At 62.2% G+C, this 20,972-nt stretch carries 18 protein-coding genes and 1 tRNA gene; 9 read left to right on the forward strand and 10 right to left on the reverse strand.

The genetic code is table 11. The features are described 5' to 3' along the window. Positions 1–26 precede the first annotated feature (26 nt). On the forward strand, positions 27–1,355 hold the full coding sequence (locus tag QRN54_RS32285) for an MFS transporter (protein WP_285183981.1): 1,329 nt from the start codon (positions 27–29) through the stop codon (positions 1,353–1,355). A 2-nt stretch (positions 1,356–1,357) separates the two neighbouring features. Beyond that, positions 1,358–3,235, forward strand: coding sequence for an FAD-dependent monooxygenase (locus QRN54_RS32290; RefSeq protein WP_285184014.1), 1,878 nt, complete (start codon positions 1,358–1,360; stop codon positions 3,233–3,235). Positions 3,236–3,308: 73 nt separating this feature from the next. On the opposite strand, the gene QRN54_RS32295 is transcribed toward QRN54_RS32290, so the two are convergent. Further along, on the reverse strand, positions 3,309–4,838 hold the full coding sequence (locus tag QRN54_RS32295; protein ID WP_285183982.1) for an MFS transporter: 1,530 nt from the start codon (positions 4,836–4,838) through the stop codon (positions 3,309–3,311). Positions 4,839–4,923: 85 nt separating this feature from the next. Between QRN54_RS32295 and QRN54_RS32300 the strand changes: the two genes are divergently transcribed. Further along, complete coding sequence (locus tag QRN54_RS32300; RefSeq protein ID WP_285183983.1) at positions 4,924–5,301, forward strand: MarR family winged helix-turn-helix transcriptional regulator; 378 nt, start codon at positions 4,924–4,926, stop codon at positions 5,299–5,301. A 233-nt stretch (positions 5,302–5,534) separates the two neighbouring features. After that, entirely contained in the window at positions 5,535–6,686 is a 1,152-nt protein-coding gene (locus tag QRN54_RS32305) for a N(5)-(carboxyethyl)ornithine synthase (RefSeq protein ID WP_285183984.1), read from the forward strand. A 9-nt stretch (positions 6,687–6,695) separates the two neighbouring features. Here the strand turns inward: QRN54_RS32305 and QRN54_RS32310 are convergent, their stop codons facing one another. The 5 genes from QRN54_RS32310 to QRN54_RS32330 all read right to left on the reverse strand — a co-directional run bounded on the left by QRN54_RS32310 (position 6,696) and on the right by QRN54_RS32330 (position 12,064). After that, positions 6,696–7,067 (reverse strand): nuclear transport factor 2 family protein, encoded by a 372-nt coding sequence (locus QRN54_RS32310; protein WP_007726173.1) that lies wholly within the window; start codon positions 7,065–7,067, stop codon positions 6,696–6,698. Further along, entirely contained in the window at positions 7,064–8,218 is a 1,155-nt protein-coding gene (locus QRN54_RS32315) for a 3'(2'),5'-bisphosphate nucleotidase CysQ (RefSeq protein WP_003941396.1), read from the reverse strand. The genes QRN54_RS32310 and QRN54_RS32315 overlap by 4 nt, the downstream gene beginning before the upstream one ends. After that, complete coding sequence (gene cysC, locus QRN54_RS32320; protein WP_003941334.1) at positions 8,215–10,059, reverse strand: adenylyl-sulfate kinase; 1,845 nt, start codon at positions 10,057–10,059, stop codon at positions 8,215–8,217. The genes QRN54_RS32315 and cysC overlap by 4 nt, the downstream gene beginning before the upstream one ends. Next, entirely contained in the window at positions 10,059–10,985 is a 927-nt protein-coding gene (gene cysD / locus QRN54_RS32325; RefSeq protein ID WP_003941285.1) for a sulfate adenylyltransferase subunit CysD, read from the reverse strand. Before cysD ends, cysC begins: the two co-directional genes overlap by 1 nt. Before the next feature lie 143 nt (positions 10,986–11,128). Then, on the reverse strand, positions 11,129–12,064 hold the full coding sequence (locus QRN54_RS32330) for a helix-turn-helix domain-containing protein (RefSeq protein WP_047270168.1): 936 nt from the start codon (positions 12,062–12,064) through the stop codon (positions 11,129–11,131). Between the two features lie 116 nt (positions 12,065–12,180). On the opposite strand from QRN54_RS32330, the gene QRN54_RS32335 reads away from it, so the two are divergent. From QRN54_RS32335 to QRN54_RS32345, 3 genes are read left to right on the forward strand one after another with little or no spacing between them, the layout of a single operon-like run. Further along, positions 12,181–13,347: a hypothetical protein gene (locus tag QRN54_RS32335; protein ID WP_030537322.1), complete on the forward strand. Its 1,167-nt coding sequence runs from the start codon at positions 12,181–12,183 to the stop codon at positions 13,345–13,347. Positions 13,348–13,349: 2 nt separating this feature from the next. Continuing rightward, complete coding sequence (locus QRN54_RS32340; protein WP_007726165.1) at positions 13,350–14,132, forward strand: SDR family oxidoreductase; 783 nt, start codon at positions 13,350–13,352, stop codon at positions 14,130–14,132. 7 nt (positions 14,133–14,139) lie between these two features. Next, on the forward strand, positions 14,140–15,279 hold the full coding sequence (locus QRN54_RS32345) for a sulfotransferase family protein (protein ID WP_075833736.1): 1,140 nt from the start codon (positions 14,140–14,142) through the stop codon (positions 15,277–15,279). 87 nt (positions 15,280–15,366) lie between these two features. Here the strand turns inward: QRN54_RS32345 and QRN54_RS32350 are convergent, their stop codons facing one another. Further along, positions 15,367–16,212: an alpha/beta fold hydrolase gene (locus tag QRN54_RS32350; RefSeq protein ID WP_064113028.1), complete on the reverse strand. Its 846-nt coding sequence runs from the start codon at positions 16,210–16,212 to the stop codon at positions 15,367–15,369. Beyond that, a complete protein-coding gene (locus QRN54_RS32355; protein WP_003941306.1) occupies positions 16,209–17,999 on the reverse strand; it encodes an N-acyl-D-amino-acid deacylase family protein in 1,791 nt (596 codons plus the stop codon). Before QRN54_RS32355 ends, QRN54_RS32350 begins: the two co-directional genes overlap by 4 nt. Positions 18,000–18,096: 97 nt before the next feature. Between QRN54_RS32355 and QRN54_RS32360 the strand changes: the two genes are divergently transcribed. Together QRN54_RS32360 and QRN54_RS32365 are read left to right on the forward strand one after the other, a co-directional pair. Continuing rightward, a complete protein-coding gene (locus QRN54_RS32360; RefSeq protein WP_042923173.1) occupies positions 18,097–18,744 on the forward strand; it encodes a TetR/AcrR family transcriptional regulator in 648 nt (215 codons plus the stop codon). A 394-nt stretch (positions 18,745–19,138) separates the two neighbouring features. After that, complete coding sequence (locus QRN54_RS32365; RefSeq protein WP_255246884.1) at positions 19,139–19,264, forward strand: hypothetical protein; 126 nt, start codon at positions 19,139–19,141, stop codon at positions 19,262–19,264. Between the two features lie 82 nt (positions 19,265–19,346). Here QRN54_RS32365 and dcm read toward each other — a convergent pair whose 3' ends face one another. Further along, positions 19,347–20,642 carry a DNA (cytosine-5-)-methyltransferase gene (gene dcm / locus QRN54_RS32370; RefSeq protein WP_285183985.1) on the reverse strand — a complete coding sequence of 432 codons (1,296 nt, stop codon included), beginning with the start codon at positions 20,640–20,642 and terminating at the stop codon, positions 19,347–19,349. Between the two features lie 159 nt (positions 20,643–20,801). Next, positions 20,802–20,872, reverse strand: a tRNA-Cys gene (locus tag QRN54_RS32375). Between the last annotated feature and the right edge of the window lie 100 nt (positions 20,873–20,972).

Here is a 20,972-nt window from a genome sequence, read left to right on the forward strand (position 1 = left end):
GCCACATTCATCTCGAAAGGCACTTCATGACCTCCATCGCCTCACCGACCGCAACGCGCGCCGCCGCGACGGTCAAGGCGCGTAAGGCCGCCCTCGGCAGCCTTGTCGGCACCGCCATCGAGTGGTACGACTTCTTCATCTACGGCACCGCCGCCGCACTCGTGCTCGGCAAGCAGTTCTTCCCCGGCACGTCCGATCTGGCCGGCACCCTCGCCGCCTTCGCCACCCTCGCCGTCGGATTCGTCGCGCGTCCCATCGGCGGAATCGTGATGGGCCACTTCGGCGACCGCATCGGACGCAAATCCATGTTGGTCACCTCGCTGATGCTGATGGGCTGCGCCACCGTTGCCATCGGGCTGCTACCCAACTACGCCGCTATCGGCGTCTTTGCCCCCATACTCCTGGTGACCTTGCGATTCGTTCAGGGACTCGGTGTCGGCGGCGAGTGGGGCGGCGCAGTTCTGGTCGCCACCGAAAACGCACCCGAGGGCAGGAAGGGGCTGTACGGCAGCGCACCACAAATCGGTGTTCCCGCAGGCGTACTGGTGGCCAATCTCGTCTATCTCCCCCTCGCCGCCTTCATGGACGACGATGCATTCAACTCCTGGGGATGGCGAATCCCGTTCCTGCTCAGCGCAGTTCTGGTGGGCGTTGCGATGTGGATCCGTCTCGGCCTCGAGGAAAGTGACGAGTTCACCGCGTCGAAGTCCGAGGCACCGGCGGAGTCCATGCCGATTCTCGAGGTTCTCACCAGACACTGGAAGACTGTGCTCCTCGCCGGTGGAACCTTCATCGCCACCAACGGAATCGCGTACGCGTACATGGTTTACGTCCTCAAGTACGGCGAGACCGAACTCGGCTTCAGCAAGACCACGATGCTCTTTCTTCTCATCGCATCCTGCCCGTTCTGGATGGCGGGAATGGCTTTCAGCGCTCACAAGTCGGACACTCTCGGACGCCGGACCGTCTACATCCGCAGTTCGATCACCCTGGTAGTGGCGGCAGCGGTGTTCTTTCCGCTGATCGACACAGCGATCGTTCCGGTGATGCTCGTATCGATGATCGCCCTCGGCTTCACGCTCGGCTGCTGCGCCGGCCCACAAGCGGCACTGTTCGCCGAATTGTTTCCCGCACACATCCGCTACAGCGGAGCGTCACTCGGCTACCAGATCGGCGCAATCCTCGGCGGCGGTCTGGCCCCGATGATCGCCACCGCGCTCTACGCCGCCTTCGACACCTCGTTCGCCATCACCGCCTACTTCGTGATCATTGCCGTGATCAGCCTGGTTTCCATCCTGCTGCTCCCGGAACCTCAATTGATCCCGAAAAACACTGCCGCACAGAAAGCCTCGTGACCATGTCGACCTACTTTCATCCGAAGAAGTACGCACCCGAGGACTTCGCCTCCCTGGCGCCTTCGGCCGACGCACTTCCCGTCGTGATCGTCGGAGCCGGCCCCGTCGGCATGGGCGTAGCCATGGGCTTGGCGCAGCGCGGCATTGCCGTCACGATTCTCGAAGCGGCCGATCAGGTCTCGTTCGGCAGTCGCGCGATCTGCGTGTCACGCCACAGCCTCGAAGTTGCCGAACGCCTCGGCTTCGGTGCCGAGCTCGAAGACCTCGTTCTGCCGTGGGTGGGTGGTCGGAGTTACTACCGCGATCAGGAAGTACTGCAGTTCCGCATGGCATCCGCCGAGCACGACGCGCGTGGACCCATGGTCAACGTCTCGCAATCCGAGTTCGAGCAGATCATGACCGACAAGCTGCTCGCTCACCCACTGGTGAACTTCCACTGGTCGTCGTCGATCGCCGGCATCTCCGTCGGTGACAACGAGGTGACTCTGACCGTCGACACCGCGTTCGGAACCCGCGAACTGCGCGCGGCGTGGGTCGTTGCCGCCGATGGTGGACGCAGCAAGATGCGCGAACTCAGCGGAATCCGCTTGCAGGGCAACAGCTACGAGGGCAACTACGTCATTGCCGACATTCATTGGGAATCGGAACTCCCGGCCGAGCGTCTGGTGTGGTTCGACGCACCCAGCAACCCGGGGTCCACGATCATCATGCATCGCCAACCACGGGACATCTGGCGCATCGACTACCAGCTCGACGCCTCGGACGATCCGGAAGCGGAGACGCAAGAAGATCGCATCCGTGACCGCATCACGCGTCACCTCGAATGGCTCCAGAGCGACATCCCCTGGACCCTGGAATGGTTCGGCTTCTACCGCGCCCACGCACTCGCTCTGGAAGATTTCACTCACGGCCGTGTGCTTTTTGCCGGCGACGCCGCGCATCTCGTTCCGATCTTCGGTGTGCGCGGCCTGAACTCGGGCATGGAAGACGCCGAGACCCTGGTGTGGCAACTAGCCGCCGTCATCAACGGAGATGCCGATTCCACCATCCTCGACGCGTATTCGAAGGAACGTCGCAGCGCGTGGCAGCAGAACGTCGACAACGCAGGCAAGTCGACGCTCATCATGTCGCCGGGAAGTCACGGCTACCGGACCACCCGCGATGCCGTACTCGAACTCGCCACCAAGCGAGGCGAATTCGCGCACCTCATCAACCCGCGCCAGTCGAGTGCGACGCACGCCCGGCTCTCCCCGCTGACGTGGCCCACAGCTGCGGGCGCCGAGGGCGTACTACCCGGCGATCCGTTGGAAGACAGGGTCGTCCAGGTCTCGGCGGACGGTTCATCTACCTCCTTGAACAGTCTGCGCGGTACTGGATTCGGCCTGCTGGCTTTCGGACTGTCAGCTGAGCTGGTATCCGAACTCGACACGCAAGCCGAAATCCTTGCTCAGGCCCTTGCACCGGAAACCGTACGCGTGATCACCGTGGGAACTACCGACTCCACGGTTCCCGATGCCGAAGGCAATCTCGCATCTGCCCTCGGCGCACGTGTCGGCGAGATCTTCGTGATTCGGCCCGACGGATTGGTGCTGTGCCGCATCAGCGATCCCACGCAATTGAACGACGTGGCCAAACACCTCACCGCCGGCACTGCGCCGGCGCACTTCGATACGGCACAGTCGGCGACAACTGCGGTGGTCGACGACGAGTGCCACCGCGAACACGTCTGGTTGGCACTGTCGAATGCACTGGATCAGGCTGATCCGTCCGACCGCGAAGCCATGTTGGTGCGCCTTGCCTTTATTCTCGGTTCGCAAGCTACGTCGACGACCTTCGACGTAGCACTGAAAGACGCTGCCCTGAAATCTGCCACGCGATAGTTCAGACACAGCAACTCGGCCGCGCAGGATTGTCTCCTACGCGGCCGAGCGCATTCGCGGATGAAGCGAGTATTCAGTTGACCTCGGCCAATTCCTTTTCTTCCTCAGCGCGCCTTTCACGCACGGATCTTCCCCGCAGCGACCTTCCACGTACCAGCGGCGAGACGGTGATCGCCAAGCCCACCAGCGCGACTCCGGTAACCAGGATCAGTCCGGGATGGAACTGCTCGAATCCGGCGGTACCGGCGCCGGACGCGGTGTGCGATCCAGCGGTTACGAGGGCAGTGGTCAGAGCGAGCACGAGCGCCGCACCGACCTGAGCGGAGGTGTTCACCAGCCCGGACGCCAAACCCTGCTCCGAGTCGTCGACACCCGAGGTGGCCTGGGCCATGATCGAGGTGTACCCCAGCGCGAATCCGAGTCCGAGCAGGATGACGCTCGGCAGAATCGCCACGACGTACGACGGTGAATCGCTGCCCGCGAAGAGGAACCAGAGGTACCCGACGCTGAGCGACGTCAGTGCCGCGATGATGAGCTTGGCACTGCCGTACAGGTCGACCAGCCGTCCGACGAACGGTGATCCGAAGGCGACGATGATGCCCGCGGGGAGCAGTGCCATCGCCATCTTCAGGGGCGACCAGCCGAGGGCCGACTGCAGGAAGATCGTCATCATGAACTGGAAGCTCAGGTAGGAACCGAAGAGCGCGATGATGGCCAGATTCGCACGAACGATAGTGCCGACGCGCAGAAGCCCAAGTCGCACAAGCGGATGCGCCACCTTCTTCTCCACGAAGAAGAACGTCGCCAGAAGCACGGCTGCGACGGCGAACGAACCCAGCGTCATCGGGTGTGCCCATCCACGGGTCGGAGCCGAAACCATCGTGTACACCGTGAGAAGCATTCCCGTCACCAGGGTGACGGCGCCGACGAGATCGTGTCCCCCGGTATCTGCGGGACGGTCCCGCGGAATGAGGAAGTACCCACCGATCAGCGCGATGACGGCAAACGGAACCGGCATCAGGAACGTGAATCGCCAACCGGCACTGGTCAACAGCCCACCGAGGATCAGACCGGACGAGTAACCACTGGCGCCGAACACGGAGAACACCGACAGCGCACGGTTACGGGCCGGACCTTCCTTGAACGTCGTGGTGAGAATGGACATTGCGGTCGGAGCGGTGAAGGCCGCGGCCAATCCCTTCACGAATCGTGATGCGATCAGCAGTGTTCCGTTGTCGACAAGGCCACCGACCAGCGAGGCGATTGCGAACACGGTCAGTGCGATCAGGAAGACCTTCCTGCGCCCGAGAAGATCGGCGGTACGCCCACCGAGTAGCAACAGGCCGCCGAATCCGAGGACGTAGCCGTTGATGATCCACTGCAGCGAGGTAGTGGACAGGCCCAGTTCATTGCCGATGGACGGAAGCGCGACGCCCACCATCGACACATCGAGACCGTCGAGGAACAACACGAGGCAGAGCACCGCGAGGATGCCCCACAGCTTGAGGGACCAGCCCTCCCCTGTGGCCGGATCCGAGGATTCCGTAGAAACCGGGGCTTCCGGCGAATCGAATGGTTTGAGTGTCGAGTCTGTGCAAGTCACGTCAGCGAGAATAGATGCACATGCACATAATGCACAAGCATTTAATGCAATTGCACGTAATCGAGTCTTCAACTAGAATGCGGTCGTGACGTCGGAATCCGAATTGCGCAACACCTGGCGCTCGCTGTCGACCAGCTACAACGACATCGCGTGCGAACTCGATCGCCAGATGCAGTCGGCGCATGGGCTGAGCATGAGCGACTTCGAGGCTCTCGACCGACTCATGGACGCCACGTGCGTACGTCCACGCATGCAGGAGCTTGCCTCGGAGATGTACCTGAGTCCCAGCGCGCTCTCCCGTAGCGTGGCCCGTCTCGAGAAGGCCGGACTGGTTCAGCGAGCACTGTGCGAGGCCGACCGGCGCGGAGTCTTCGTCGACGTCACCGACAAAGGACGTCAGGTACACGCGGACGCCAGCAAAATCCAACTGGCCGTACTGGACTCACGCCTGCGCGAGCAGTAGCCACACGTCAGCGGAGCACGACACAGCGCCCGGCCACCGGGCGAGGGCCGTTCCGGACTAGACTGAGCACATACCGACGCGCCTTTCTGTTGCCGTCGGCGATCGACAGCAGCGCAGCCAGCACGCTTTCACGCGGTCCTGGCCGAGGCAATCTGCCAGCGTTCCTGCGGCTTCTGCTAGTCCCTCAGGCTCCTGCCTGACATCTCTACCTGCTCCTATCGAGAGATACACAATTGAACAACGCACGCACCCTTGGAGTCATCGGACAGTCGAGCAAACCGGCAGAACGCCGGTTGCCGATCCATCCTGCGCATTTCGATCGCATCGATGCCGAACTACGTTCTCGGATCTACCTCGAAGAAGGCTACGGCCACCCCTTCGGCTACTCCGACGACTACCTCTCGCGCCTCGTTGCCGGAATCCGCACGCGCAAGCAGATTTTGGCGGAAACCGATGTGGTTCTGCTACCGAAGCCGTTGGTGCGTGACCTCGCCGAACTACGGTCAGGTCAGGTTCTCTGGGGCTGGCCGCACTGTGTCCAGGACACCGAACTGACACAGATCGCGATCGACAAGAAACTGACTCTCATCGCCTTCGAGGCCATGAACTTCTGGCACAGCGACGGATCGTTCAATCTGCATGTGTTCCACAAGAACAACGAGCTCGCCGGTTATTGCTCGGTACTGCACGCCCTGCAGTTGATCGGTTCCACCGGTGATTACGGCCGGCGTCTCACCGCTGCCGTGATCGGTTTCGGAGCCACTGCACGCGGCGCGGTCACAGCACTCAAGGCGCACGGTATCCACGAAGTGGACGTCCTCACCCAGCGTGGAGTCACCGCGGTCAGCTCCCCCATCCACTCGGCGCGCATGGTCTCGTTCGACAACAACAACGGTGACGTCCGTGGCAGCCACGTCATGCTCGACAACCACAGCGTGCCGGTGCCCGGTTTCTTGGCCGAGCACGACATCGTCGTCAACTGCGTACTGCAGAACACGGACGCCCCACTGACGTTCCTGACCGAGGAAGACCTCATGGACTTCCAACCGGGAAGCCTCATCGTCGACGTCTCGTGCGACGAAGGCATGGGGTTCAGCTGGGCTCGTCCCACCTCGTTCGCGGATCCGACCTTCATCGTCGGCGACAACATCACTTACTACGGCGTCGATCACAGCCCGTCGTACCTGTGGAACTCCGCGTCGTGGGAGATCAGCGAATCACTTCTTCCCTACCTGCCCACTGTGATGGCAGGAGAGACGGCCTGGAAGGCAGACGAGACCGTCGACCGCGCCATCGAAATCCGTGACGGCGTCATCGTGAATCCCGCCATTACGCGTTTCCAGCACCGCTCGTCGGACTACCCGCACGCTGTCGTCGCGGAGTAGGCGCCCCGATCAGGCCTGGCCGGCTGCCGCGTTGATCGGTGCCATGTCGAAATAGTCGCGCCAGGCTTTGATCTTTCCGTCCTCGACTTCGAACACCCCCATGACCGGGAGCGCTACCTCGGCGCCGTTGATGGTGAAGACGTCGACGCGCTCGTTCATGACGGTGTTGCCGTCCGCGACCTGACGCTTGATCTGAAAGTCGATGTTGCCGAAGGCACCGACAAACTGCTCGATGAACGCCCGGACGGCCTCGCGACCGACCACGGGCTCCATCGGGATGTTGTGATAAACGACGTCATCGGTGAAGTAGTCGACGATCTTTGCAACATCGGCGTCTGCCCACAGCGCGCAGAAATCGGTGATCAGCTTGTCCGATGTCATTGTGTGCCAGCCTCTTTCGAATCGTCTTCGTGGGGTTCGATGATTGCCAGGATGCTTTCGATCTCGCCTGCCGGTATCCCGAAGTACTCGGTGACGAAAACTGTGACGGCCGGTGCCTGGCCAGGTGTTCCGAGGTCGAGCAGATACCGGGCTACGACGCTCTCGCCCCACTCACGCAGCGCGAGTTCACGTATCGCCACGATTCCGCGATATTGCTGGCCTTGTTCGAGCTCGTTGCTGATGAAGGCGCCGCTGTCACCGGTTCGCTGACCGTTCTCGACCCGCCAGGCGTCGGCGGCGAAGCGGACCTTCGTTGCGTCATGAGTGAGCAATGCGTTCACGTATTCACGCGCCATGGCGACGCGTCCGCTGACCGCAGACTCCGTGGAGTGCTTGGCAATTGCGCCCAGGATCGACTCCGACAACTCCGGTCGGCAGATCACGAGATCCGGCAGGTACGGATGAGATTCGTTGTAGAGCAGCGGCGAACCGTCGATGCGGCTGCAATGCAGTCCCGCCGCCTGTGCGACGCCGACGGGTGCAGCCGAATCCCATTCCCACTGCCCACCGGCGTGCAGGTACGCGTCGACCTCGCCGCGCACCACCGCCATCGCCTTGGCGCCGGCCGATCCCATGTGCACCACGTCGGCGCCGAGTTCGGCTGCCACCGCTTCGGTGAATGCGGGTGGTCGCGATCCGCTGACTACTACGCGGAGCGGCGAGTTGGCGGCAACCGAAGCTGCCTCGTCGCCACTGGAGTACACCGCTCCGAGCGCCGGCTGAGCAACCGCGGCTGCGGTAATTCCGCGACCGCGCTCCCAAAGCGCCACGTGCACTGCCCAATCCGCATGATTCGGCAAGCCGTATTCCTTGGAGCCGTCCAGCGGATCGATGATCCAGACCCGAGCTGCATCCAGACGACTGCGATCGTCGGCAGATTCCTCAGAGAGCACGGCATCACCCGGCCGCTCGGCAGCCAACCGGTCGAGGATGTAGGAATCGGCGGCCTTGTCGCCCCGGCGGCCCAGTTCACGACCGTCGTCGACACCCAGACCCTCGGCTCGGATCCCCAGGAGGATCGCACCGGCGGCCTGCGCCAATTCCGCCGCGAGTGCCTCGTCGGCGATTCTGCTGTGTGTGGATTCGCTCACCGGTCCAACACTTCCATAATTCGCAGCGCAAGTTCGGTAGGCGTTCCGTCTTCGGGTCTGATCACCAGCTCGGGACTTGTCGGAGCTTCGTAGGGATCGTCGACTCCGGTGAATCCCGTGATTTCCCCGGCCCTGGCCTTGGCGTACATGCCCTTGGGGTCTCGGGCTTCACATTGCTCGATCGGGGTGTCGACGTAGACCTCGACGAACTTCAGCCCGGCGGCCTCGTGCGCCGCCCGCACTCGATCACGATCTTCGCGGTACGGGCTTATCAGGCAGGCCACTGCCACTGCACCTGAATCAGCGAACAACTGCGCCACCGAGCCGACTCGGCGGACGTTCTCGGCGCGGTCATCGGCACTGAATCCCAGATCCGCGTTCAATCCGTGCCGGAGGTTGTCGCCGTCGAGGCGGTACGCTGGGATACCCGCGGCCACCAACCGCCGCTCGAGTTCCACCGCGATCGTCGACTTACCCGAGGCCGAGAGACCGGTGAGCCACACGGTGGCGCCGGCAGTCGCACGTTCCTCGCGAGAAACCTCCGAACTGTGCCAGACGACGCGCGATTCCTTGAGCGTCGGACCGTTGATCATTCCGGCGGCGACGGTATTGCCCGTGGTCTCGTCCACGAGAATGAAGCTGCCCGTCACGCGGTTGCGGCGGTAGGGATCGAACATCAACGGCTGCTGCGTCTTGATCGAGATGCGGCCGATCTCGTTGAGGGACAGAGATTCTGCCTTCTCGTCGCGGTGCAGAGAATTGACGTCCAGCCGGTAGTCGAGCTTGACGATCTGCGCTTTCGTGGAGCGCGTGGTGTGCAGCAACGAGTAGCGATTGTTCTCCGACAGAGTTGTCTGTTCGGTCAACCAACAGACCATCGCATCGATTTCCTGCCCGACCTGCGGCCGGTTGTTGAGCCGACACAATTGGTCCCCGCGGCTGACGTCGAGGTCGTCGGTCAGCTCGATGCAGACGGCCGAGGGCGCAAACGCTTCGTCGATCACGTCACCGCCCGGCCCGTGGACTGCCTTCACCGTCGAGGTGAATCCTGAAGGCAAAGCCACGATTTCGTCGCCGGGCTTGAAGACGCCACTGGCCACCGTTCCGGCGTATCCACGGAAATCGTGGAGGTCGGCGTCGGTCTGCTTCTGCGGACGGATCACGTACTGCACCGGGAAACGCGCGTCGATCAAATTGCGATCCGACGCGATGTGCACCTGCTCGAGATGGTGCAGCAGAGAAGGCCCGTCGTACCAGGACATGTTCTCGGTCCGGGCAACGATGTTGTCCCCCAACAGCGCCGAGACCGGAATGAACGTCAGGTCGTGGACGTCCAACTTGATCGCGAACTGTCGGAATTCTTCCTTGATCTCCTCGAACCGTTCCTGAGACCAGCCCACGAGGTCCATTTTGTTCACACACAGCACGAGGTGCGGTATCCCCAGGAGAGTGGACAAGAAGGCGTGCCGCCGCGTCTGTTCGAGCACCCCTTTGCGAGCATCCACCAGGATCAGGGCAAGATCGGCCGTCGACGCGCCGGTCACCATGTTGCGGGTGTACTGCTCGTGCCCGGGAGTGTCCGCAATGATGAACTTCCGATGAGGGGTCGCGAAATACCGGTGGGCCACGTCGATCGTGATGCCCTGTTCACGCTCGGCGCGCAATCCGTCGGTCAGTAGCGCGAGGTTGGCGTACTCGTCGCCGCGTTCTCGACTGCTCCGTTCCACGGCCTCGAGTTGGTCCTCGAAGATCGACTTGGAGTCGTAGAGCAACCGGCCGATGAGTGTCGATTTTCCGTCGTCGACACTGCCCGCTGTAGCGACTCTCAGCAGTTGCGGCATCAGAAGTACCCCTCTTTCTTACGATCTTCCATGCCAGCTTCGGAAATCCGGTCATCAGCCCTGGTTGCGCCACGCTCCGTGATACGGCTCGCCGCAACTTCTTCCACGACAGCGCCCGGTGTTTCGGCCGACGATTCGACACATCCGGTACACGTTGCGTCGCCGACCGTACGGAAGCGCACCAACGCCTCGTAGGACTCTTCGCCGGCGCGAAGCTCGAGGAAACGGGTGCGTGCCAACAACATTCCGTCGCGTGGAACCACCTCGCGACGATGGGCGTAGTAGATGCCGGGGAGGTCGATCTGCTCGCTCTCGATGTACTGCCAGATGTCGAGCTCTGTCCAGTTCGAGAGCGGGAAGATCCGAATATGTTCGCCCTTACGGTGTTTGCCGTTGTACAGGTTCCACAGTTCAGGTCGCTGCACCTTCGGATCCCATTGCCCGAACTCGTCCCGGAAGCTGAACACCCTCTCTTTGGCGCGCGCCTTCTCCTCGTCTCGGCGAGCACCACCGAACACGGCGTCGAACTTGTTGTCGCGAATTCCGCGCAGCAACGCGTGCGTCTGGAGGCGATTGCGACTGGAACCGACTCCGGTGTCCTCGATGACGCGACCGGCGTCGATGTCGTCCTGCACGCTGGAGACGACAAGACGCAGGTTGAAGCGATCGACCGTCTGATCGCGGAATTCGATCACCTCGTCGAAATTGTGACCGGTGTCGACGTGCATCACAGCGAACGGCAGTGGGGCAGGCCAGAATGCCTTGGCCGCTACGTGCAGCATCACGACGGAATCCTTACCTCCGGAGAACAGGAGGACCGGCTTTTCGAAAGTCGCTGCGACTTCGCGGAAAATATGGACCGCCTCCGCTTCGAGTGCTCGCAGATGCGACAACTCGTAGGCGGGCGGGGTCTGGAGTGTTGCCATGTCTTTCGCTCCTGAGCATCACGTACTCCGTGCGGAACACCATTTCCGCATCGGTACATTTATGTACCGGACTGGTTCTAAATTGAACGCAATCACAGAATAGAACTCGTTCTACCCAAAGGTCAATGACCGGCAATAAGACGTCACAGACCGCGAACCGGACTCCTGCCACCAACTTCCGCCGTCACCGCATCCGCCGCCGCAACCAGCACCGCGGCGCGGCGCTCGATCTCGGCGCCCGTGATCGCCCCACCCACATAAAGTGTCAGCACAAGGGCCTGATGCCCCTCGGCGTCGTAGGTCGGGGCCGCGATGAGACTGACGGGATGCTCGTCGTCAGAGCTGATGTCGCGTCCGAGATACACCCTCTCGCCCAGGCTCGACACCATCTCACCGAGCAGTTCACGCACCTCCGGCGGAAGATCGTGCGTCGCAACGCCCGCCATCAGCGTGTGCAGTCGCTGCCCGACGGGATCCAGACTCTCGACCAGATATCCCGCAGCCCGACACTCGCGGACCACGTTCCACAGACGCTCGCGATCCAAGCGCACCGGCAGGCTCGGCTCTTTGCTCAGCCAACTGTCCATGTCGTGATCCGAACCCCAGAGGACGTACATCAGCCCGACCGGCGGAGCGAACGGGTACACCTGACCGACCTTGGCAGCGCGACGCGCGCCGATCGGTCCGGTCACTTCGAGAACGCTGATCTGATCACCGATCACACCGGACGCCGTGCACGTCGTCCCGAACTCCGTGCTCACTTTCTCCAGATGGGTACGGGCAATGGGTCCGACGGCAAATCCTCGCTGAGCTGCACGTCCGGCCGCGATCAAGGCCGGACCGAGCCCATAGGTCTTCGACACCTCGTCCCGAGTCAGGTATCCACGATCAGCCAGCGCCGTGAGGATTCCCAAGCAGGTGGGCTTGCTGATCTCGAGCGCGCGGGCCAGTTCCGACAGCCCGAACCGCTGATCAGGGCGGCCGACGAGGTAGTCGAGCACCTGAACCACCCGTTCGGTGGGAGGCGATTGCCTCCCCCTCGGGCGTCCCTCTTCAGGCGTCTTCTCCGGTCCACCCATTGACCACTCCCTAGAACGCGTTCTATTGTCGAAATACCCAACATCTACCAAATAGGTACATATTTGTACCACGACGCTCTGGACCGGCGACATAGTCGGAACTGTGAGGAGCCAGCGTGCTGACGGACCCGTTTGCCGAGGCGATCGCCGAAGCCGAGAAATTGATCGAGACTGCGCCGCACATCAGATCCGAACAGGATCTACTGGAGGGATACCAATATCTGGCCGGCGGAATCATCGCGACGACGCATGCCGCCTGGGCCGGCGAAAAGACCCATCCGAGTTTCATCCAGGGCACCGGACCATTCACCAAGATGGGCCTCGACAACCCCGACACTCTGTACTTCGGCGCCCGAATCAACGACGACAAGGAATACAAGGTCACCGGAAAGCGCGGCACCACAGCCGATCTCAGCTTCCAAGTGTTGAGTGGGAACTACACCAACTCGAACGTTCCCGGAAGCGAAATCGCCTTCGACGACCGCGAGCTGGAGATAGACGACGACGGCAACTTCGTCGCTTGGTTCGGCCCCGGCCCCGCCGACGGACGAGCCAACTATTACACCCTGGCGCCCGGATCCTCGCAGCTGGTTGTTCGCGAGGTCTACAGCGACTGGAGTCAGCAGCGCGGCGTGATCCGCATCGAGCGCACCGATTCGATCGGGATCGCGCCGCCACCTCTCACCGCCGAAGAGACCGAGAAGCGTTACGCCCGGGCTGGGAAGGCACTGGTCACGCGGGTCAAGACGTGGCTCCAGTTCCCGGAGTGGTTCTACCTCAAGCTCGCGGTCAACACCATGACCGAACCACGCCTGACACCGGGCGGGCTGGCAACGCAGTACTCGTCGGTGGGACATTACGAACTCACCGACGAGCAGGCGATGATCATCACCGTTCCCGCCTCCGACGCACCGTATCTCGGCTTCCAACTGGGGAGCCTCTGGTACATCTCACTGGACTACGTCAATCATCAGACCTCCCTCAACAACGGCCAGGCACAGGTCGATCCGGACGGGATGGTTCGAATGGTGGTCAGCGAGAAGAACCCCGGTGTCACCAACTGGATCGAAACCGTCGGACATCCGCGCGGCATTCTGCAGTTCCGTTGGCAGCGCGTGTCCCGCGAGCTGACGCCGCAGGACGGTCCCACCGTCGAAATCGTCGCCGTCGCAGATATTGCGAAGCACCTGCCGCATTTCGACACCAACGCCATCACCGCCGAGGACTGGGCAGCACGCATTGCCCAGCGCCAGGCCGCCATCGACAACCGAATGCTGGGGTAATCATGACCGCCTTGCTCGAAGACCGTGTAGTAGTCATCTCCGGAGTCGGCCCGGCACTCGGCCGCGCTCTGGCCCTTCGATGTGCGTCGGCCGGCGCGAGTCTTGTTCTCGCAGCACGTACGCAATCGCGACTCGACGACGTTGCGAAAGAAATAGTCGATGCCGGTGGGCGCGCCGTCACCGTTGCCACCGACATCACCGACCAGGCTTCCGCCGAGAATCTGGTGGCCGAGTCCATTGCCGCCTACGGCAAAGTGGACACTCTGATCAACAATGCATTCTCGATTCCGTCGATGAAACCGTTGGCTCGCACCGATTACCAGCACATCCGCGACAGCATCGAACTGACCGTTCTCGGGGCGTTGCGCCTGACTCAGCTGTTCACGCCGGCACTTGCCGAGTCGGACGGCTCCGTGGTGAACATCAATTCGATGGTGTTGCGGCATTCGCAAGAGCGTTACGGCAGCTACAAGATGGCGAAGTCGGCCCTGCTCGCCATGTCGCAGTCCCTGGCCACCGAACTCGGCCCGCAGGGAATTCGTGTCAATTCGATTGCACCCGGCTATATCTGGGGTGACACCCTCAAGGGATACTTCGCGCACCAGGCGGAGAAGTTCGGCATGACTGTCGAGCAGATCTACGAGCACACTGCGTCGAACACCGACCTCAAGCGCCTGCCGACGACGGATGAAGTATCCGATGCGGCGATCTTCCTGGCGTCCCCGATGGCCAGCGCGATCACCGGCCAATGCATCGACGTCAACTGCGGCGAATTCCATCACTAGGAGCACCATGACTGAACGCACTCACGTCGGCACCGTCGAGGATCTCCATGCCTCGGCGACGCGGATGACCGGCCTGACGGACTTCGGCGTCGACGATTACACCGAGGCTCTGTCGGTCCTCCTCGAGTCTTACGACCGCGACGAGGATCTGACGCCCTTCGGCAGCAAGATCTCTCGGGTATTCCTTCGCGGCGCCCTGGTGGCCCGTCTCCTCAGCGAATCGGCGTGGAAGGAGCATCCGGAACACGCCGACGTCAAGATCGAGCGGCCGATCTTCGTCACCGGATTGCCACGCACGGGCACCACTGCCTTGCACCGCCTCCTCACGGTCGACCCGGCTCACCAGGGCCTCGAGATGTGGCTGACCGAGTTCCCTCAGCCTCGCCCGCCTCGCGATACGTGGGAATCGAACCCGGTCTTCGCCAAGATCGAGGAGACATTCGGTCAACACCACGTCGAGCATCCCGAATTCATGGGCGTGCACTACATGTCGGCCAGCGAAGTCGAAGAATGTTGGCAACTCTTGCGTCAGACGTTCAAGTCCGTGTCGTACGAGTGTCTGGCCAATCTACCCACGTACTCCGCATGGCTGAAGGACCAGGAGTGGTCGAACGCCTATGCACGACACAAGAAGAACCTGCAGCTGATCGGTCTGCCCGATCAGGATCGACGGTGGGTCCTCAAGAACCCGAGCCACCTGTTCGCGCTCGACGAATTGATGGAGGCGTACCCCGACGCGCTCGTCATTCAGACTCACCGCTCCCCTACGACGATCATTCCGTCGGTGTGCAGCCTGGCCGCCCAGGCTACAGAGGGTTGGTCGAACACGTTCACCGACAAGGTGATCGGCGAAAGTCAGCTCGAATTGTGGGCCAGGGGGCTCGAGCAGTTCGACAGTGCACGCGCACACCACAATCCCGCACAGTTCATCGACGTCGACTATCAGGACTTCGTCACCGATCCGCTGGGAACCGTCGAGAACATCTACACGCACTTCGACATCCCGTTGACAGCTGCCGCGCAGCAGTCGATGGAGGCCATGCACGAGGAAAGCCGCTCGGGTGCTCGCAAACCGTCGCACAAGTACACGCTCGAGGAGTTCGGTCTGACGAAGGAGCAGGTGGAAGAGCGATTCGGAGCTCGCTGACCACGGTTGGTCGACGACCTTGCTGACGACCTTGCTGACGACTGAAGCCCCCGCCGAACGGCGGGGGCTTCAGTGATCAAAACGCGGTCAGCTGCTGAGATGCTCACCCAGCAGTCGGTCCAACTCGACCGGCGCCTCGTCCGGAATCCAGTGGCTCACGCCGCTGAGAACCTCGAACCGGTACGGGCCGTCGACAAACGCGGGGGTGAGCGCAGACCCTTTGGGGCCGATGGCGGCGTCGCCGTCACTCCAGACGTGCAGGGTCGGCACGGTGACCCTGGCAGTTGCGGGGTTCGGCTTGGTCATCCACATCGCGCGGTACCAGTTCAGACCGCCGCGTAGCCGACCGGGAGCCAGCATGGCATTCAGATCGCGCCGTGCGTTCTCCGGCGTCTGCCCGCTCGAGATCAGGAACTTCTCACCCGCCGAGGTGGAGGACAGAACCTTCTCGGGAACGAACGGCAATTGGAACGCCCCCATGTACCACGATTTCAGTCCCTGCGTGCTGGTCACCATCGCCTTGACGAACGCCAGTGGATGCGGAACCGACACCGCGGTAACGGTGTTGAGCAAATCGGGCCGCTCGGCAGCGACCTGCCATGCGACTGCGGCACCCCAGTCGTGGCCGACCAGGTGCACTTTGCCCACCGCGAGCGCGTCGATCAGTGCGACAGTGTCAGCGGCGAGTTCGGACCCGCGGTATGCCCAGCGCGCTTTCGGCCTGGCGCCGGGTGAGTACCCTCGCTGATCCGGCGCCACCGTGCGGAAGCCGCGGGTGTGCAGCAGCGGTGCGAGCTGATCCCACGAGCTCGAATCCTGCGGAAAACCGTGCAGGAGGACCACCACCGGACCGTCTGCCGGACCTTCGTCGCGTACGTCGAAGGTCAGCCCGGACCGGGAGTACGAGGTGAGGCGATCCGCCGGTGTAGTCATAGCGCCACGCTAGTCTTCGCGGCCCTGGTAACCGGAGCCTTTTCACCGGCACGCAGGAACTGACCTGTCTTTTCGATTCCGAATCCGGGGGCGAATTCACCTTCGCGGTAGACGAGTCGGCCGTTGATCACCGTAGCGACGGCTGCGTCGTCGCTGCGGTTGACCATCCGGCTGATCCCGCCGTACTCGGGAACCTTTGCCTCGAACAACCCGTCCACCGACTCGTCGAGCCCGGCCGGGTCGATGACAACGAAGTCCGCGCGGTCACCCTGGCGTAGATGCCCGGCGTCGATGCCGTACCAGTCCGCCAGTTCGCCCGTCAGGCGGTGGATTGCGCGCTCGATGGTGAGGAACGGCTTGCGGTCACTCTGAGCGTCCTTGACGCGCTTGAGGAGTCGCACCGGGTAGTTGTAGAACGCCATGTTGCGCAGATGCGCGCCGGCATCGCCGAAGCCCATCTGCACACCGGAACTCGCGGCGAGTTTCTTCGCGAACTTGGGCCGGTGATTGGCAATGGTGGTGCGCCAGCGAAGATCTCGCCCGTACTTCACCACCAGGTCGAGGTACGCGTCCACCGGGTGCACTCCGCGGATGTCACCGACCTGACCGAAGTTCTTGCCGATCAACGTCTCGTCCGGGCATCCCACGATGACCGCATCGTAGAAATTGCGATGCCAGATGCGGGGTGAGAACTTGTTGTCGTAGTCCTTACGGAATGCGCGACGGTACGACTCGTCCTGGAGCAGTTCGTTGCGCTCCACCTGGTCCTTGAGGTGCAAAGCGGCGGCGCCGGCACCGAACTCCTCGAACACGACCAGGTCGATTCCATCCGCGTAGACGGTGAAGGGAACCGGAAGGTGCTGCCACTTGAAATCGGTCTTGGCGAAGCGATTGAGCAGTGGGGCCGCAGCGAGCATGAAGTACACGATCACCGGGTAGGCCTTCGAATCCGCGCCGGAGAGCAGCGACGTCTTGAGCGGCTTCTTGCGCCCGATCGCCGAGCTTTCGGCGAAGAACGCCGCGACGTTCGGATGCAGGTTGATGGTCGGAGCGCTCTGCAAGATCTTTCCGCGATCACGAAGGATGCGATTGAGGAATCGGAACTCTTTCCACCGTGCATACGTCGACGGCAAAGAGCGAGAACGATATTCGTCGCCGTCGATCTTGTCGAGGGCATTGGTCATCGACGACAGGCCCAGCATCCCAGCGTCGATGGCGTCCTCGAGCATCGAGCCCATCCGGCCGAGTTCCGAGCGAGTCGGCTTGACCTTCTTGTCGGTACCGCGCCCCAGTCCGAGTACGTGCGTGCGGATATCGGAATGACCGATGAAGGCCGCGACATTGGGTCCGAGGGGAAGGGCTTCGAGGGCGGCGGTGTACGCCGCGGGACCGGTCCAGGTCTTGTTCGCTTCGAGGATGCGCAGCACTGCGTCGTGGGGAACTGCTTCGACCCGGCTGAACAGATCCGCGATCTCGCGCGGCGTCGAATACACCGTCGACAGCGAGCAATTGCCGAGCACGACCGTCGTGACGCCGTGGCGAACCGATTCCGGAAGCCCTGGACTGACCAAGGCTTCGGCGTCGTAGTGCGTGTGGACGTCGACAAAGCCGGGGAGAACCCATTTGCCGGCCGCGTCGATCACTTCTGTGTCCGGCCCGATCTCGAGGCGCGTCGTGGACACCTCCGCGACCACGCCGTCTCGAATTCCGAGATTTCGACGCAGACCTGGAGCCCCCGTCCCGTCGAACCACAACCCGTCGTTGACCACGATGTCGAAAGCAGACACTGTCGGACTCCTCGCCTCACGTATGTGTTACCTCACGTTATAGACAGCGTTGAGTAAAAGTCAATGAACCTTTCGAACCAATACATAAGATGACGGAATGGCTGCAGTCCCCCGCTCCCCCGAAGACCGTCAGAGGCAAATCCTCGAGGTGGCAGTACACATGTTGCGGACCGAGCCTTTCGACCAACTGTCGATGGATCGCGTCGCAGCCGAGGCCGGTGTCTCACCGCCACTGCTGTTCCACTACTTCAAGAACAAGAAGGGTTTCCAGAACGCCATCCTCGAGGCCGCCTCGGCCGATCTCGAAGATCGAATGCGACCGGATCCCGAGCTACCCATCACATCCCAGCTGCGCTCAGGTATCGAGACATTCGTCGACGCCGTTATCGAGCACCCCACCATTTACCTCGCCGTGATGCGTATGGCCGGCAGTGGCGACGTCCGAATGCGCACGATCTACCGAGGCATGCGCCGCACTTTTACCACGTGGATTGTCGCTGCGCTGACGAATCTAGGCATCGAATCGAACGCGACCGTGGAGGCGACAATCGCCGGGTGGCAGGCATTCATGGAGGAAATCGTCGTCAACTGGATCGACGAGCCGACGCTCGAGCGAGGCGAAATGGTCGACCTCTGCGAACGAATCTTCTACCACTGCCTACCGGCAGCGGGCATCAGCGTGGAGCAAATAGTGGCAGCCACCGTTGTCGCGACGGCCAGTGAGTCCGGCGCAACACAACTGTGATCTTCGCGCCGGGGTTTCACAGGTGGTCACGATTGGGTATCTTGCTTGCAGTGGCGCTGGACCACGACCCCAACATATGAAGGATCCAACATGGAGTCTGTCGAAAACGTATTGCCCGCTGGCGTCAAGCTCGAAGACGTCTTGAGTGTCCTCAAGGTCGCAGTTGCGGGCATCGGCCTCATCAGCGCACTGTCGGCATTCAGCTGATCGCAAAGCGTCATCGACAGGCCGGACTTCGGGGAGTCCGGCCTGTTTTTTGTTTGCGTTCCTGAACAATCCGTGAACTTTTCAGCAACTTCAGCGCAAAGCGGTCATTTCGACCCAAACAAGCGTCCAGTTTGCTAATTTGTGTCTGCGACACAAGGTCGTACAGAAACACCACGCAGACACAACCTTGTACATACAAACCTGTACATACGACACGGAGGACCGAAACATGGGTTCCATCAACACCCTCAGCGCCGTCATCGACATCATCAAGGTCGTCCAGCCGTTGATCGCCAAGCTCAACCTCAGCTGATTCGCTTGCACCACACCCCTGCCAGGGCGTAACTCGAAATGGGGCCGGCATCGTCGGCCCCATTTTCCGTCGGTGCTCTATCTCAGCCGAGTGCCTTCTTGATCTCTCCTGCCAGTACCGACGCCAGCTGCGGCGGCACCGCATTGCCGATCATCGTGCGCACCGCTCCCCACTTACCCTCGAAGACGTAGTCGTCGGGAAAGGTCTGGAGGCGAGCAGCTTCTCGAACGGTCAACGATCGCGTGTGTTTCGGATGCACGTTGCGTGAAGCCGAGATCATCCCGAAAGTGGTTCCGACCGTGGACGCCGGCGCGTCCCACCGGAGGCGCTTGTACGTCGTGTTGTACCCGGACGACGGTCGCATGGCCGGATCTTCGTTGTCGTGCGCCGACATTCCTTCCGGCACATCACGCAGCCACCGCAAGACGTGCTCGGGATGTTCGACGGCCCAGTGCAGCGGGTCCGTCTCGCAGGCCTGCCCGGATTCCAGCGGGGCCAGGTCGACGGTGGCGTCGCGGAAAGTCCTCAGCGGTGCAACATCATTCACGCCGTGAGTCTTCGGCGGGAAACGCAGCGGCCCGATACCACTGTCGCGGCGGGTCGCCACGATGAACACTCGTTCCCGGAACTGCGGCACTCCGTAATCCTGCGCATTCACCGTGTTGACCGAGGCGTCATAACCGCATGCAGCCATCTCGCCGAGAATCCGGTCGACGACCATCCCACCGTCCGGGTCCTTCATGCTGAGCAGCAGTCGCACGTTTTCCATCACCAAGACCTTCGGCTTCACCAATTCGGCGAGCTGCAGCAGGTTCCGGAAGAGATGGTTGCGCGGATCGTCGCGGTCTCGCCGGCCGGCGAGGCTGAACCCCTGACACGGCGGTCCCCCAGCCAACACATCGATGTCCACTTGTGCCAGAAGATCTTTCACCCGGGCTTCGTCGATCGCCCGAATGTCCTCGCCGAGGCACCTCGCGCCGGGGAAGTTCCGATCGAAGGTCGCGCGCGCCTCCGGCACGACTTCGATGTATCCCTCCACCGAAAACCCCGCCATCCGAAAGCCTTCGGCCATACCGCCACAACCGGAGAACGCCGTCAATACGGTGGGGCCACCGTTTCCTGCCCCCGCGACCGCACGCCTGGCCACCGAGGCGGGGTCGTTGACCGGTGTCGCTCGACGCGCACGGGTACTACCGCTCGATCGCTTCCGGGGGGCTGCGTACGTGCCCTCACGCTTGGCCGCTTCCAACGCGGAGAGGGCCGTGAGGACTGCTCGCTCAACCGGTGGCTTCGGATATGCCTTGTCGAGTTCCCACGCGGAGACGACTGCTGACGAGACTCCCGCCTGGCGGGCGAACTGGAACTGACTGATCCCCACGTGCAAGCGCCGCGATCGCAGGTCCTGTCCCGAAATCAATTCAGTGCCTCACTCATGTGGTCCGCTCGCTCCGGCAGCCCAGACTATCGCAGCCGACCCCGTGAACCGGGACCTCACAAGGAAGACCGGCAGGCGATATGCCTGCCGGTCTCCGACACGAGCGGATGACGGGACTCGAACCCGTGTGAACGGCTTTGCAGGCCGGTGCCTAGCCACTCAGCCACACCCGCGACATGAAGGGTGGCGCAGGTAGGCGCTATTTCTGACCGGAATATGCGAGGACGGCGCTGAGTGCGTACCTCCCGGGTACCTCAAGTTCGGCAAGCCGAT

The organism is Rhodococcus sp. MEB032, assembly GCF_030208925.1.
Lineage (GTDB): Bacteria > Actinomycetota > Actinomycetes > Mycobacteriales > Mycobacteriaceae > Rhodococcus_F > Rhodococcus_F qingshengii.